At 56.9% G+C, this 13575-nt stretch carries 13 protein-coding genes; 11 read left to right on the top strand and 2 right to left on the bottom strand.

Annotation, left to right across the window (positions count from 1 at the left end; translation table 11 throughout):
• On the bottom strand, nt 1-187 hold a 187-nt coding region (locus ABD76_RS13820; protein ID WP_197257730.1), incomplete at its 3' end, for a hypothetical protein.
• Nucleotides 188-773: 586 nt separating this feature from the next.
• Between ABD76_RS13820 and ABD76_RS13815 the strand changes: the two genes are divergently transcribed.
• The 6 genes from ABD76_RS13815 to ABD76_RS13790 all read left to right on the top strand — a co-directional run bounded on the left by ABD76_RS13815 (nt 774) and on the right by ABD76_RS13790 (nt 6149).
• Entirely contained in the window at nt 774-917 is a 144-nt protein-coding gene (locus ABD76_RS13815; RefSeq protein ID WP_197257728.1) for a hypothetical protein, read from the top strand.
• Between the two features lie 277 nt (nt 918-1194).
• Complete coding sequence (gene aceA / locus ABD76_RS13810; RefSeq protein ID WP_197257726.1) at nt 1195-2478, top strand: isocitrate lyase; 1284 nt, start codon at nt 1195-1197, stop codon at nt 2476-2478.
• A gap of 49 nt (nt 2479-2527) precedes the next feature.
• The gene (aceB, locus tag ABD76_RS13805) at nt 2528-4126 is read left to right on the top strand and encodes a malate synthase A (protein ID WP_197257724.1); all 1599 of its coding nucleotides are present in this window, start codon (nt 2528-2530) and stop codon (nt 4124-4126) included.
• A gap of 24 nt (nt 4127-4150) precedes the next feature.
• Complete coding sequence (locus tag ABD76_RS13800; protein WP_168180524.1) at nt 4151-4330, top strand: hypothetical protein; 180 nt, start codon at nt 4151-4153, stop codon at nt 4328-4330.
• Between the two features lie 145 nt (nt 4331-4475).
• Nucleotides 4476-5801 carry a DRTGG domain-containing protein gene (locus ABD76_RS13795; RefSeq protein WP_197257722.1) on the top strand — a complete coding sequence of 442 codons (1326 nt, stop codon included), beginning with the start codon at nt 4476-4478 and terminating at the stop codon, nt 5799-5801.
• Nucleotides 5802-5936: 135 nt separating this feature from the next.
• The gene (locus ABD76_RS13790) at nt 5937-6149 is read left to right on the top strand and encodes a metallophosphoesterase family protein (protein ID WP_197257714.1); all 213 of its coding nucleotides are present in this window, start codon (nt 5937-5939) and stop codon (nt 6147-6149) included.
• 144 nt (nt 6150-6293) lie between these two features.
• On the opposite strand, the gene ABD76_RS13785 is transcribed toward ABD76_RS13790, so the two are convergent.
• On the bottom strand, nt 6294-8120 hold the full coding sequence (locus tag ABD76_RS13785) for an adenine deaminase (protein WP_197257712.1): 1827 nt from the start codon (nt 8118-8120) through the stop codon (nt 6294-6296).
• 186 nt (nt 8121-8306) lie between these two features.
• On the opposite strand from ABD76_RS13785, the gene ABD76_RS13780 reads away from it, so the two are divergent.
• The 5 genes from ABD76_RS13780 (at nt 8307) to ABD76_RS13760 (ending at nt 13552) form a co-directional block, all read left to right on the top strand.
• The gene (locus ABD76_RS13780) at nt 8307-9335 is read left to right on the top strand and encodes a TIR domain-containing protein (protein ID WP_197257710.1); all 1029 of its coding nucleotides are present in this window, start codon (nt 8307-8309) and stop codon (nt 9333-9335) included.
• On the top strand, nt 9332-9562 hold the full coding sequence (locus tag ABD76_RS13775; RefSeq protein WP_197257708.1) for a hypothetical protein: 231 nt from the start codon (nt 9332-9334) through the stop codon (nt 9560-9562). Before ABD76_RS13780 ends, ABD76_RS13775 begins: the two co-directional genes overlap by 4 nt.
• Nucleotides 9563-9735: 173 nt before the next feature.
• Nucleotides 9736-10728 carry a substrate-binding domain-containing protein gene (locus tag ABD76_RS13770; RefSeq protein WP_197257706.1) on the top strand — a complete coding sequence of 331 codons (993 nt, stop codon included), beginning with the start codon at nt 9736-9738 and terminating at the stop codon, nt 10726-10728.
• A 6-nt stretch (nt 10729-10734) separates the two neighbouring features.
• Nucleotides 10735-12204, top strand: coding sequence for a sensor histidine kinase (locus ABD76_RS13765; RefSeq protein WP_197257704.1), 1470 nt, complete (start codon nt 10735-10737; stop codon nt 12202-12204).
• Nucleotides 12179-13552 carry a response regulator gene (locus tag ABD76_RS13760; protein WP_197257702.1) on the top strand — a complete coding sequence of 458 codons (1374 nt, stop codon included), beginning with the start codon at nt 12179-12181 and terminating at the stop codon, nt 13550-13552. The genes ABD76_RS13765 and ABD76_RS13760 overlap by 26 nt, the downstream gene beginning before the upstream one ends.
• Nucleotides 13553-13575 lie beyond the last annotated feature (23 nt).

The following is a 13575-nucleotide window of genomic DNA, read 5'->3' as shown; positions in this document are numbered from 1 at the left end:
CCAGCAGCCTCATCTCCTGCGCAAGCATGTCCCGCAAGTACACCGGATTCGGAGAGATCCCCATGAACTCCTCCAATATTCGGCGGTCCCGATGCAAAGGGAGCCCCAGCGGAGCGGCCAGTTCGGCGTGAAGCACCTCCTCGATATGGTCATGCGGATAGAAATGAAGCGGTATGAAGTCCGGCAAACACGGATTGCTGCGGCAGAACGCAAAAAATTCATCATTCAGCCGCGGCGAGCGGATGGTGATGATCCGCCCTGGCGCGCAGCCGCTCCGAAATACATCTCCATATCATCTTCCATCGTTCCCGGCCAGAATGTCTACAGCTCCGGTCATCCACTCCCCTAAAGCTGCAGTATCTCCCGCCACTCAAGTCATCTGCTCCGCCAATACTGCAAGAATGCAGCAATTTCATTGACACGAGGTTGCGAAAATACGATTACTGCAAAAATACAGCAATTACCGTGCGGCGAGGCATAATTAGCGTTTAAAATGGCGAAATAATGTAATTTTGCAGGATTTTCTCGGAATTTAGCCTATTGAGGTTAAAAATGCTGCGCCTGTGCAGCAATTTCATGCGGGGAACAGCTTGCTTCATGCGGGGAACAGCTTGCTTCATGCGCGGACCAACTTGCCCTAACCTAACCTAACCTAACCTGTTCTGCCTTCCCCGGCCCCGCCCTTCCTAAGAAAAAAGACTGTCGACAGGACTTTGTCGACAGTCTGAAAGCCGCAGCATCAAGCTGCGGCTTTTGGCATGGGGCGGCGGGCGTTGAAGCAAGCCATTGGCCTGAAGGAGCCTGCATCTTGTGACCAAGGTGCAGGATTTTTTACATTTTCGGCTGCAGGGGTTCAATCTGAGGAATACCGCCCATTTTGTTATATAACAATAAAAATTTTAAAAAAACAGTATTGAACAGTTCTTCTCATTGTTATATAATGATGTCAACAAAACAGTTTTGTTATATAACAGTAAAGAGGGGGACGCGGAATGGATTGTCCTGTATGCGGAGGCAATGGCGATTTGGACTGCTTTAAATGCATGAGCCCGATGACTGAAGGCCAGGAACACCATGATTGCCCGTTATGCGAGGGCAGACGGGTTCTTCCTTGCAGCCGGTGCTCCGGCAACGGTTACCTGGAGCAGGAAGCATGAAGCGAATGAAATTAAAATCGATGGAGGAGGATGAACGATGAGCGGTACAGGGAGAACGGAACTCGAGCAGATGAAGGAACACTGGTCTGGAGCCCGTTATCAAGGCATCCGGCGTCCGTATTCGCCGGAAGACGTGCTGAGATTACGGGGTTCTTTGAAAATCGAATACACATTGGCCCGGCGGGGTTCCGCGAAATTGTGGGATCTGCTTCATTCGGAAGATTATATCCACGCGCTGGGGGCCCTGACCGGCAACCAAGCCGTTCAGCAGGTCAAAGCGGGGTTGAAGGCCATCTATCTCAGCGGATGGCAGGTGGCGGCGGACGCGAACCTGTCCGGGCAGATGTATCCCGACCAGAGTCTCTATCCGGCGAACAGCGTTCCTCATGTCGTGAAGCGAATCAATCAGGCCTTGCAGCGCGCCGATCATATCCAGCATTCCGAGGGCAAGAATGACATCGATTTCTTCGCGCCCATCATCGCGGATGCCGAGGCCGGCTTTGGAGGACCGCTAAATGTATTCGAGCTCGTGAAGGCCATGATCGAAGCGGGAGCCGCGGCCGTACATCTGGAGGATCAGCTTGCCTCCGAGAAGAAATGCGGCCATATGGGCGGCAAGGTGCTGCTGCCGACGGGGCAGGCGATTCGCCATCTGATCGCCGCGAGGCTGGCGGCGGACGTGATGGGGGTAGATACGGTGCTCATTGCCCGGACGGATGCGAATGCGGCGCAGCTCCTCACCAGCGACATCGACGACAACGATCGGCCTTTCCTGACCGGAAAACGCTCGACGGAAGGCTTCCATTACGTCAGGGCGGGACTGGAGCAAGCGATAGCGCGGGGCCTGGCTTATGCCCCTTACGCCGACATGGTCTGGTGCGAGACCTCCGAACCGAATCTGGAGGAGGCGGAACGGTTCGCGCAAGCCATTCACGCCCGCTATCCCGGCAAGTTGCTGGCGTATAACTGCTCCCCATCCTTCAACTGGAAACGGAAGCTGAGCGACAAGGAGATCGCCACCTTCCAGCAGAAGCTCGGCGCGATGGGCTATAAGTTCCAGTTCGTCACCTTGGCCGGGTTCCACGCCTTGAACCACAGCATGTTCCAACTGGCGAAAGGGTACAAGGAGCGGGGGATGCAAGCCTACTCCGAGCTGCAGCAAGCGGAATTCGCCAGCGAGGCGGAAGGCTATGAGGCGGTCCGCCACCAGCGTGAAGTGGGAGCCAGTTATTTTGACGAAGTGACTCAGATTATTGCCGGAGGCTTGGCCAGCACCACGGCGTTGGCAGGCTCGACCGAGCAGGAGCAATTCAGCCGTTAATGAACGATATTTCAGTACTTCTGCCATTTTAAAAAAGGGGGTTCGATCTATGAACCGTGTGAGCCAGTCACACCGTGAATTGAAAGGGGAGTGCAGCTCCGAAGCGCACCGCGTCATCTTGACGCCTGAAGCGCTGGACTTCGTGGCCGCGTTGGAAAGGCGGTTCGGGAAGCGGCGCAAGGAACTGCTCCAAATGAGAGACGAGCGCCAGCAAAGACTCGACGCGGGCGAGTGGCCGGACTTCTTGGCGGAGACGGCGCATGTCCGGAACGGGGATTGGACGGTTGCTTCCATTCCGGCCGATTTGCAGGATCGGAGAGTGGAAATTACAGGTCCCTCCGGGGATCGGAAAATGGTGATCAATGCGTTAAACTCGGGCGCCAAGGTGTTTATGGCCGATTTCGAAGACGCCAATTCCCCAACCTGGTCCAACACGCTGGAAGGCCAGGTCAATCTGCGGGATGCGGTCAACCGGACGATACGGTTCGTGAATGAGGCGGGCAAAATCTATGAACTGAACGACAAACCGGCTGTGCTTAAGGTGCGCCCGCGGGGCTGGCATATGGAAGAGAAGCATCTGCTGATCGACGGAGAACCGGTATCGGCGTCGCTATTCGATTTCGGCCTTTACTTTTTTCATAATGCGGAGGCGTTGATTCGCCAGGGAAGCGGACCCTATTTCTACCTTCCGAAAATGGAAAGCTATCTGGAAGCGAGGCTGTGGAATGACGTGTTCGAATTCGCGCAGCAGGAGCTGGGCATTCCGCGCGGCACCATTAAGGCTACCGTCTTAATCGAGACGATTCTGGCTGCCTTCGAGATGGATGAGATTCTGTATGAGCTGCGCGATCACGCGGCAGGCTTGAATTGCGGGCGCTGGGACTACATTTTCAGCTATATCAAGAAGCTCCGGAGCAAGCCGGACGTCATTTTGCCCGACAGGGCCATCGTGACGATGGAATCGCCATTTATGACGGCCTATTCGCTGCTGGCCATCCAGACGTGCCATCGTCGCCAAGCCTACTGCATCGGGGGCATGGCAGCCCAGATTCCGATCAAGAATAATCCGGCGGCCAACGAAGCGGCGCTGGAGAAGGTGCGGAAGGATAAGCTGCGGGAAGCGCGGAACGGCCATGACGGCACATGGGTGGCGCATCCCGGTCTCGTGCCGATCGCCATGGAGGTATTCGATGCCCATATGCCGGGGCCGAACCAGATCGGGAAGCTGCCGGAGCGCGAGATCGCCGCGGCGGATTTGCTGGAGGTTCCTCAAGGACCGATTACCGAGGCCGGCGTGAGAATGAACGTGTCGGTCGGCATTCAATATTTGGAGGCGTGGCTGCGGGGAATGGGCGCGGTGCCGATCAACCATCTGATGGAGGATGCCGCGACCGCCGAGATTTCGAGAGCCCAGCTCTGGCAGTGGATTCATCATCCGCGGGGCGTGCTCGACGATGGGCGCAAAGTGACGGTTGAGCTCTTCGATCGAATCTTTCAGGAAGAGCTGGAGAATCTCCGCCTTCGCCTGGGCGAAGAGCAAGTTCCCGGTTCCCGGCTGACGCTGGCCGCCTCTTTGTTCCGCGAGATGACGGTTGCCGATACGTTTGAGCCGTTTTTGACCCAACCGGGTTATACGCACTTATCCTAATTTCGCAAAAGGAGGTTCACGCATATGGCGATGAACAAGGTCGAACACGAGACAGACGAGACGATGGAGCACACGGCGTTTTATCCGCTGTCACCCGTATTTTTGGATTTGTATTATCATTCGAGCAGCGAGGAAGTTCAGCAGTCCTCCTTGCCGCTGTCGCACTATTTCATTACCAATTATTATTGCTACCGCAATGATTAAGTAATTGATCGCAAGCTGCTCTCCAACAGAGCCTGTTCGAGGGAAGAACGGGCCTGTTGGAGATTTTCTTTTTCCGCTTCCGTTTCAATATTTTCCCCATGCTATATAATAGAAGTATTCCGCTATATAACAGAGGGGATAGCTTATGAATTCTCAAGAAATGACGACGAAGCACGGGCAGATTATTCAATACATTGAGGAGCTTGAAATCGGGACGCGCATTTCGGTGCGCAAAATCGCGCAGGCCTTGAACGTGAGCGAGGGGACGGCTTACCGCGCCATCAAGGAAGCGGAGGGCCGGGGCATCGTCAGCACGAGAGAGCGCACGGGCACCGTACGGATCGAGAAGAAAGAGCCGCAGCATATCGACAAACTGACCTTCGAAGAAATTCGAAGCCTGGTGGACGGAGAGGTGCTGGGCGGCAAAGCGGGCCTTGACAAGACGCTGAACAAGTTCGTGATCGGGGCCATGCAGCTCGAAGCGATGATCCGGTACATTGAACCGGGGAATCTGCTCATTGTCGGGAACCGGAACAAGGCTCATCACAGCGCGCTGACCTTGGGCGCAGGGGTGCTGATTACGGGAGGCTTCGATACCCCGGCGGAGGTTCGCGAGCTGGCGGACGAGCTGGCGCTTCCGGTCATCAGCTGCAAATACGACACCTTTACGGTGGCTGCGCTCCTGAACCGCGCCTTATCCGAACGGATGATCAAGAAGCAGATCATTTTGGTCGGCGATATCATTCGGAAAGACATTCCGCTGACCTCGATTCACCAGTCGAGCACGGTCGGGCATTTGAAAAAGCTGATCGAGGAAACCGATCACAACCGTTTTCCCGTGGTGGATGATGCGAACAAGCCGGTGGGCATGATTATCGCCAAGGACATTATCGGCGCTTCCGACAGTGAACCGATCGAGCATTTAATGAGCCCCAATCCGATCACGGTCATGCCTCACACCTCGATTGCGACGGCGGGCCATATGATGGTGTGGGAAGGCATTGAGCTGATTCCGGTCGTTGACGGAGACAAGAAGCTGATTGGCGTGATTAGCCGCAAGGATATATTGAAAGCGATGCAGTCGGTTCATTCCCAGCCTCAACAGGGAGAGACGCTTGAGGATCAGATCTGGTCGGCGTTCGAGGAGGTTCGGGACGACGACGGCAGGCTTTATTTCCGGGGCCCCGTTCATACCTCGATGATCAATCAGATGGGCTATATCTCCGAGGGCATCCTGGGCAGCATGATCACCCTTGCCGTCACCCGCACGATTAAGCAGCACAAGAAGAAGGATCTGCTTATCGACCACACCTCCGTTTATTATTTGGCCCCGATTGAAATCGAAAACATCGTGGAAATGATTCCGACGGTCATTGAACTGAGCCGCAGGTTCTGCAAGATCGAAGTGGAAATATTCGTTGAGGGGCAGCGCGTAATCAAGGCGATGGTGACGGCCCGAATTTTGGATTAGCGCGCCGCTTCGCGAAAAATGCTTGCCCGGGGATTATCGTATATTGAGCAGGCAGGGGGACCATGGTATACTTCCGGCCATAACGCGGGATCCCGATTCGGGTGCGCGGGATCCGATAGAAGGAGGCTGCCGGTAATGAGTCAGACGTTGGCGTTCCGCGGCGATGGAACATTCAAGATTGTCCAGTTCTCGGATACGGAGTTCTGCGTGGAAAGTGAATTCAACTTGGAGGAACCCCAAAATATCGATGATATGACGCGGGCCGGGATGGATCGGATTATCGAAGCCGAGCGGCCCGATCTGATTGTCATCGCGGGAGACGTGACGGCCCGCGCGTCATTCAGTTGAAAGCCGGGGAACGCGGCTTCGAGACATGGATTCGCGAGAGCGACGGTCATACCGTCGGGCAACAGCCGGAGCATCGCCCCGAGGTTCGCGCGTAATAGAAGCAGGCAGCCATCCCGCGGGACGGCTGCCTGTTTTCAGGTCCAATTATTCTTCCACGAACAAAGGAGCTTCAATGAAGCCTTGCTCCGTCGTCTTGATCAGGCCGATATCGGACAGGCGCAGCTCCGGCACGACGATCAGCGCCAGCAGCGACAGGGTCATGAACGCGTAGTTCATCGTGCAGCCCGCATCGTACAGCGCCTTGCTGATGGCGCGCGATTGCTCGGCTACTTCCTCGAACGGCGCGTTGGACATCAGGCCGGCCACCGGCAGCGGCAGCTTGACGACGGCATCCTCCGTCACGACGGCGATCCCCCCATGCATGTCGGCCACGGTATTGGCCGCCTTGGCCATCAGCGTGTCCGAGTTGCCGATTGCCATCAGGTTGTGGCAATCATGGGCGACGGTGGTCGCGATGGCGGCCGGAACCTGGAAGCCGACGCCGGACACGAGGCCGAGCGCCCGGTTGCCGCTTCCTTTATGGCGCTCGATGACGGCGATTTTGCACAGGCCATCCTCTACGCGCAGCGCCACGCGGCCGTCCTCGATGCGGACGGATACAATTTGCTCCTTCGTATCGACATGATTCTCCCGCACTTGAATCGCTCTTGCCTTCCGCTCGCCGGATGCCCCGGAGGCGGCAATGACGAAGTCGTCCGCTCGCACTTCCCGCGTCAGATGCACCGAACGAATGGCTTCCTCCGGATAGCTGAACTCCGGCAGATCCACGACCATGCGCCCGTTCTCGGCCACGACTTGACCGGCGGCGATCGTTATGGCGACGTTGACGTCGGCCAGGTTGCCGTCGAGGATAATGATGTCGGCGAACGAGGCCGGCGTGATCGTGCCGACATCGCGGGCGACGCCGAAGCGCTCCGCCGTGTTGATGGTCGCCATCTGGAAGGCGGTAACCGGACGGACGCCCTGCGCGATGGCGTGGCGGACGACGAAGTCCATATGCCCTTCATCCACTAGCGATTCCGGGCTGCGGTCATCGGTGACGAGAATCATGCGGCGCGTATCGATGCCGTAGTCGGTATGCGCCTTGATCGATTCGGCGACGTCATGCCATGCCGAGCCGCGTCTCATCTTCGCGTACATGCCGCGGCGCACCCGCTCGATGACATCCTCGGCCTTGACGCTCTCGTGGCATCCGGTAATGCCGCTCGCGGCATACGCGGAGATTCTCCAGTCGTCGACCGGCCACGTATAGTGCCCGTCCGCGACCCGGCCCGCGTGCAAGGCCGCCTGGATTTCGCCGATCATTTTCTCATCGCTGAACACGACGCCCGGGAAGTTCATCACCTCGCCCAAGGCGATCATATCCGGCCCCCAGGTGAAGGCTTCCGCCACTTCGTCCGGGCCAATCGACGCGCCGCTGGTCTCCAGCTCCGGTCCTGTCGAAGGCACGCAGGAAGCGACCTGCATATAGGCCGCGAGCGGCGTCGTTCTCGCTTCGTCGAGCATCAGGCGGAGGCCGGGCAGGCCGAGAACATTGGTAATCTCGTGGGCATCGAAGAAGCCGCCGGTCGTGCCTTTGACGAGCACGGCCCGCGCGAATTGCGACGGCGTGATCTGGCTGCTCTCGATATGGCAGTGGCCGTCGAGCAGTCCGGGCGCGACATAGCGGCCGCCCGCATCGATAACCTTCGTGTCCGCGCCGATCATGTGATTGGCATCTTTGCCGACAAAGGCAATGCGCGAGCCCTGCACGCCGATGGACATATCGTCCTGAATCTCCCCGGAGCATACATTGACGAGCTTCGCGCGCTGAATGACGAGGGTTGCCTTTTTGTCCCCTCTCGCCGTCGCGACCAGGTCGGGCACGCAATCGGCAAGATGAGGCCGGGCAAAGCGGTTGCTAGTGTTCATTGTGTCGTCTCCTTTGATGAGTTATAAATTATGGCAACAGCATAAGTATAGATCAAGGAAAGATTTTCTACACGTTGACCGATTGAAGCGGATCCTATGAAAAACGATTTCAAAGCTTTATCCTCACACAGAATTGGAAAATCATAGTATAATTAAGGCTATCAAGTTCAAAAAGGAGCTGCGCTTGTGTCCATTTCTGCGAAACCGAACATATTTATCGGCTCATCGAGGGAAGCGATTGACATCGCGAACGCCGTTCATTCGCAACTCAACTACTACGGCCAAGTTTCCCCTTGGTACGCCGGGGCATTTGGCGGAAATGAATATACGATGGAGACACTGGAGAGAGAACTTGAGCAGCATGATTTTGGTATTTTCGTTTTCGCGCCGGATGATGTGGCATTGCATCGGGGGAAATATGTGTTTGTTCCACGAGATAATACGTTGTTCGAGATGGGGCTTTTTTGGGGAAAGCTGGGGCGAGGCAGAGTGTTCGCCATCATTCCCGGCGAGGTCCGGGAACGCAGCGATCTGATAGAAGGGAAGACGATACATGAATTTCACGTGCTCTCCGATCTGCAGGGCCTTACGCTGCTGAGCTATGAGCTGCGGACGGATAACAAGCATGAGGCGGCCGTGTCGGTCGCCTGCCAGCAGCTGATCCGCAAGATCAAGGAGGAGGGCTTTTTTCAAAACCCGCGCAGCTTGCTGGCTGCCAAAGAAACGGAACTGCTCCAGAAGCAAAGCTTGCTTCACTTTTTTTGGGAATACACTCGCAATCTGATGAGCGTCAATGCGCAGGAGAAGTATGAAGCGCTGTATGAGGCGGTCCGCAACTCCATCATGCCTCCGCAAGGATTTCGCGTTACGGGGGCGGCGCTATGGCGCAAGCAAGGCCATGATGGCATCGAGCAGGTGGCGGGTAATGTAGGGAGAGGGCAGTTTTTCTCGTTCAGCGCGGCGGAGCGCCGTCAGGACAAGGATCATCAAATTTACGTGATAGATGTCTTCCTTAACGGAAAATGGTCTTTTTTCAAGCGCGAGGAGCTTGCGCTGGTTTATGTGCTATGCTATCCTCTTGGTAGAGAACACGTGCTGTCCGTGCATTTCGCCGGGCAGAAGCTGCTCGATGAAGCCGAATTGGCCGCGATTGTACAGCTGAACAATGATTTGCTGCGAACCATTGACCACTTAATTGGAGGTGATTCCGCATGACGGGCGATCATTCGATTCACTTGCATAAGGGAAGCGCCGGAATCAACAAGCTTAACCGCCAGGCAAGAGGTCCGTTTGGCCGTTCCAGGAAGAAAGGCATTCGTGGAAGCGGTCAGCATAACGCGGCAGATATTGTCTATATCGGCCCTTCTGTCGAAGGATCGGACGAAGAATATGTGAAGGTGCTCAGCGGCGAAGTCGATCGAAGAAAGCCTTCATTCGCATAACACGATAAATGAGTTCATCCCGGTAAGCGGGCGCAAGATGACTTCTTCCAGCGAGGAGTCATCTTTTTTAGATCTTTAGCGGGCATGGAGCGGGTCGCAAGTTGGTCAGCGGCATGCATATCACTATCTTCAACATTGTAAGCGCGTTCAATTTTTGTTGGGAGGGATGATCCTTGTCGGATAAAAAATGGGCGGCTGTCCTCGGCGTGCTGCTCCTGTCCTTTCTTTATCTGCTCTTTCAGTTCATGTCATCCACCTACCGCAACCAGGCGTTGATTCGCCAATGGAGCGAGGCGGAGGCCGGGGCGTCCGGCAAGCCTCACGTCATGCTTATCTCGCAGGAGCTGGACAATCCGTACTGGCGGATGATCGAGCAGGGGGCGAGAGATGCGGCGAACCGGCTGGGCATTGCCTTGGAATATGTCGGCCCCCTCCGCATCAATCCGGAGGAGCAGACGATGCTGCTGGAGAAAGCCATCGCCGCGAAGGTGGATGCGATTCTCCTGCAGGGCATCCACAGCATCGCTTATACCCGGCTGATTGACCAAGCGGTGGCCCAGGGAATCCCGGTCCTTACCGTGGATGCCGATGCGCCGGACAGCAAGCGGCTCAGCTATGTCGGGACGGACAATTATGAGTCGGGACGGAGACTGGGCGAGATCGTGGCCGAAGCCGGCCGCGCCTTCTCCGAGCGTCCGGCGACCAAAATCGGCGTTCTCATCGGCAGCAATCTGGCCGAAAATCAGACGCTGCGGCTGGACGGATTCCGCTCGGTCATCAGCCGGCACCGCTCGCTGCAAATCGTCGATGTCCGGGTTTCGAATATTTCACGGATTGAAGCGGCGCAGAAAGCGTCGGAGATGCTGTATTTGCATCCGGACATTGCCATTATCGTCGGGATGAGCGCGCTGGATGGAGCGGGCATCTTGCAGGCCGCCAAGAGCTCGGGCCGGGACGATGTGCTCATCTTCGGGTTCGATGACATCGAGGAGACGAAGCAGGCGATTGCCCGCGGCGAGATCGCGGCGAGCATCATTCAGAAGCCGTACCGGATGGGCTATGACAGCGTCTCGATCATTCATGACGTGCTGGAGGGAAGAAGCGCTCCGCCCCATCATCTGATGGATACGGAGATACTGACGAAGGATGGAGTCCGATTGGAGTGACGTACGTTGAATATCCGCACGAAGTTATTTGTATTTATTCCTCTTCTTGTCATCCTTGTCAGCGCCGTCACTTATTTTATTTATTTCAGCAGCCGGACGATGCAGGAAAGCTACAATCTGATGATGGAGCGCATTCTGTTGTACAAGCAGATTGCCCAGCAGACGGAGCGGCATCTTCGCACGCTCAGCCGTTACTTAATCGACCAGAAGGAAGCGACATACCACGAGCTGACGGCGCAGCAGGAGGAGCTGCTCGCTTTGAAGCGGAACCTGGCAAGGCAGGCGGAGACGGACAGCAACGAGACCTCCGTTCGGAATTATGACCATATGCTGGACTCTTTCCTCGAAAAAGTGGAAGAAGTGCTGGGAGCGACCGATGTGCGCGGCTTGCGTTCGTATGTCGTCCTGTACGAGGATACGGAAAAAATCGCGGGATTCATCCGGGATGAAGGCCAGTCGCTCGTCGATCTGGAGCTGAGCAGCTATCAGCCGTATTACCGGCAAATCCTGCGAAATACGCAGCAGATGAACAAGATCGGCCTCGCCTTGTTCGGGGTCAGCCTGCTGCTCAGCATCGTCTTCGTCATCTGGCTGTCGCGGAGCATCAGCCGCCCGATTCATATGCTGGTCCGAACCGCGAAGCAGATCGCGAAGGGCAATCTGCAGATTGCCCCTCCCGTATTCCGGCAAGATGATGAATTCCGGATTTTGTCGGAGGCGTTCCGGCATATGCTGGCCAATATCCGCAAGCTGATTGCCAAGGATATGGAGCATCTGGAGCGGGAGCGCCTCGTGAAGGAGCTGGAGCTGCGGGCGCTGCAGAGCCAGATCAACCCGCATTTTCTGTTCAATACGCTCAATGTGTTGTCGAAGCTGGCCCTGATCGAGGGGGCCGACCGGACGAGCGACTTGACCGTATCCGTCTCGAATCTGCTCCGCTACAATTTGCGCAAGCTGGATACCCCGGTAACGCTGCGCGAGGAAGTGAACAATACCGCGGAATATTTCTCGATTCAGCAGGCGCGATTCCGCGAGCGCATCCGCTGCGAGATGAGCATCGATGAGCGGGCGCTGGCGCAGTACATCCCGTGCCTGTCGCTGCAGCCCATCGTCGAAAATGCGTTCATCCACGGCGTCGAGGGCATGGAAGAAGGCGCGGCCGTGCGCTTGTCGATTGCCCGCTCGGATACGGAAGTGACCGTGACCGTCGCGGATAACGGAGCGGGGATGGATGAGGCGACCCGGGCCTCGCTGTTGGGCGAGGGTGCGCCGGAAGCGGACGCCCGCACCCGCGGCGAAGCGCATCGATCGACCGGGCTCGGCTTGCAGAACGTATTCAAGCGGCTGCAGCTCTTCTATGGACGTCAGGATGTCGTGGAACTGGAGAGCGAGATCGGGAGAGGCACCACGGTAAGGCTGCGGCTGCCCATTTATGAGGAGGTGGAAGCGGATGTACCGTCTGCTAATTGCGGATGACGAAGCGTTGGAGCGGGAAGGGCTGGAGCTGATTATTACCCGCGCCATGCCGGGTATTTTCGAGGTGCTTCATGCGCCCAACGGGCGCCGGGCGATAGAACTCGCGGAGCGGCATCGACCGGACATTGTGATGATGGACGTGAAGATGCCGGGCATTCAGGGGCTGGAAGCGCTGCAGGACATCCAGGCGATTCACAGCCGGGTGAAGATGGTGCTGGTGACGGCATATGATCATTTCGCCTATGCGAAGCAGGCCATTGCCTTGGGAGTGAAAGACTACATCGTGAAGCCCGCGAAGAAGGAACAGATCATCGGCATATTGCAGCGGCTGGTCCAGGAGCTGGAGCAGGAGCGAAGCAAGCGCGACAGCGAGCTGGCCTTGCGGGACACCGTCTCGCGGTTGATGCCGCTGGTGGAGAACGAGCTGGCCATGATGCTGATGGACGATCGGATCCAGGACTGGAATGTGCAGCAGATGGCGGAACTGGCGCAGTTCCCGCTGCAGGTGGGGTATGCCCTGGTCGTCGCCGTGGCCGCTCCCGGAACGGACGAGGCTTCCGGGGCCGAGAGCCGGCGCTTGCGGCTGGAGAAGGCATACACCGCCGTCAGGCAGGAACTCGCCGGCCGCTTGTCCTGTATCGTCAGCCCGATTATCGGCGAACAGATGACGGCCTTCGTCCGCTTGAAGGACGGCACGCAATATGCGAAGGAGGATGTGCTGGCGATGGGACAGGAGCTTGTTCCTGTGCTGCGGCAAGCGATGGAGGGAACCGTCCATATCGGAATCGGGCGCTTGAAGCTCGGCATCGACAAGCTGCGCCAATCGTACGTGGAGGCGGCTTGCGCGGCGGCATACGCCCGGGATGAAGCTTCTGTCCCGGTCGTTCATTTCGATCAGGTTCCGGTCCGATCCGGAGCCTTTTCCCGCCCGGCACAGCTTCAAGCGATCCGGCACGGAACCGGGACGGAAGAGACGCTTCAAGCAGCCATCCATCAAGTGCAGGCGAGCCGTGAACGGGAAACGCATGCCGTTATCGAGCGGGCCCGGGCGATTATCCACGAGCGGTTCCATCTTCCGCTGGCGATGGAGGAAGTGGCAGGTATGGTTCATCTGAGTCCTTATTATTTCAGCAAGTTGTTCAAGCAGCAGGCCGGAGCGACGTTCACCGACTATATTACGCAGCTCCGCATAGCCCGGGCATGCCAATATATTGAGCAAAATAAGCTGTCATTGAAGGAAATCTGTTACCAGGTGGGGTACCGGGATCCGAATTATTTCAGCCGCGTGTTCAAAAAGGTGACAGGCATAGCCCCGACCGAATACCGCAGCCGTCATCGCGGGGATTGATTAGGCGGCGAGCTCGTGAATGG

Origin of the sequence: Paenibacillus dendritiformis, from assembly GCF_015845845.1 — a bacterium.
In the GTDB taxonomy this organism is placed as follows: domain Bacteria; phylum Bacillota; class Bacilli; order Paenibacillales; family Paenibacillaceae; genus Paenibacillus_B; species Paenibacillus_B dendritiformis_C.
The sequence above is the reverse complement of the archived record's forward strand: the minus strand, read 5'-3'. Positions and strand labels throughout refer to the sequence as shown.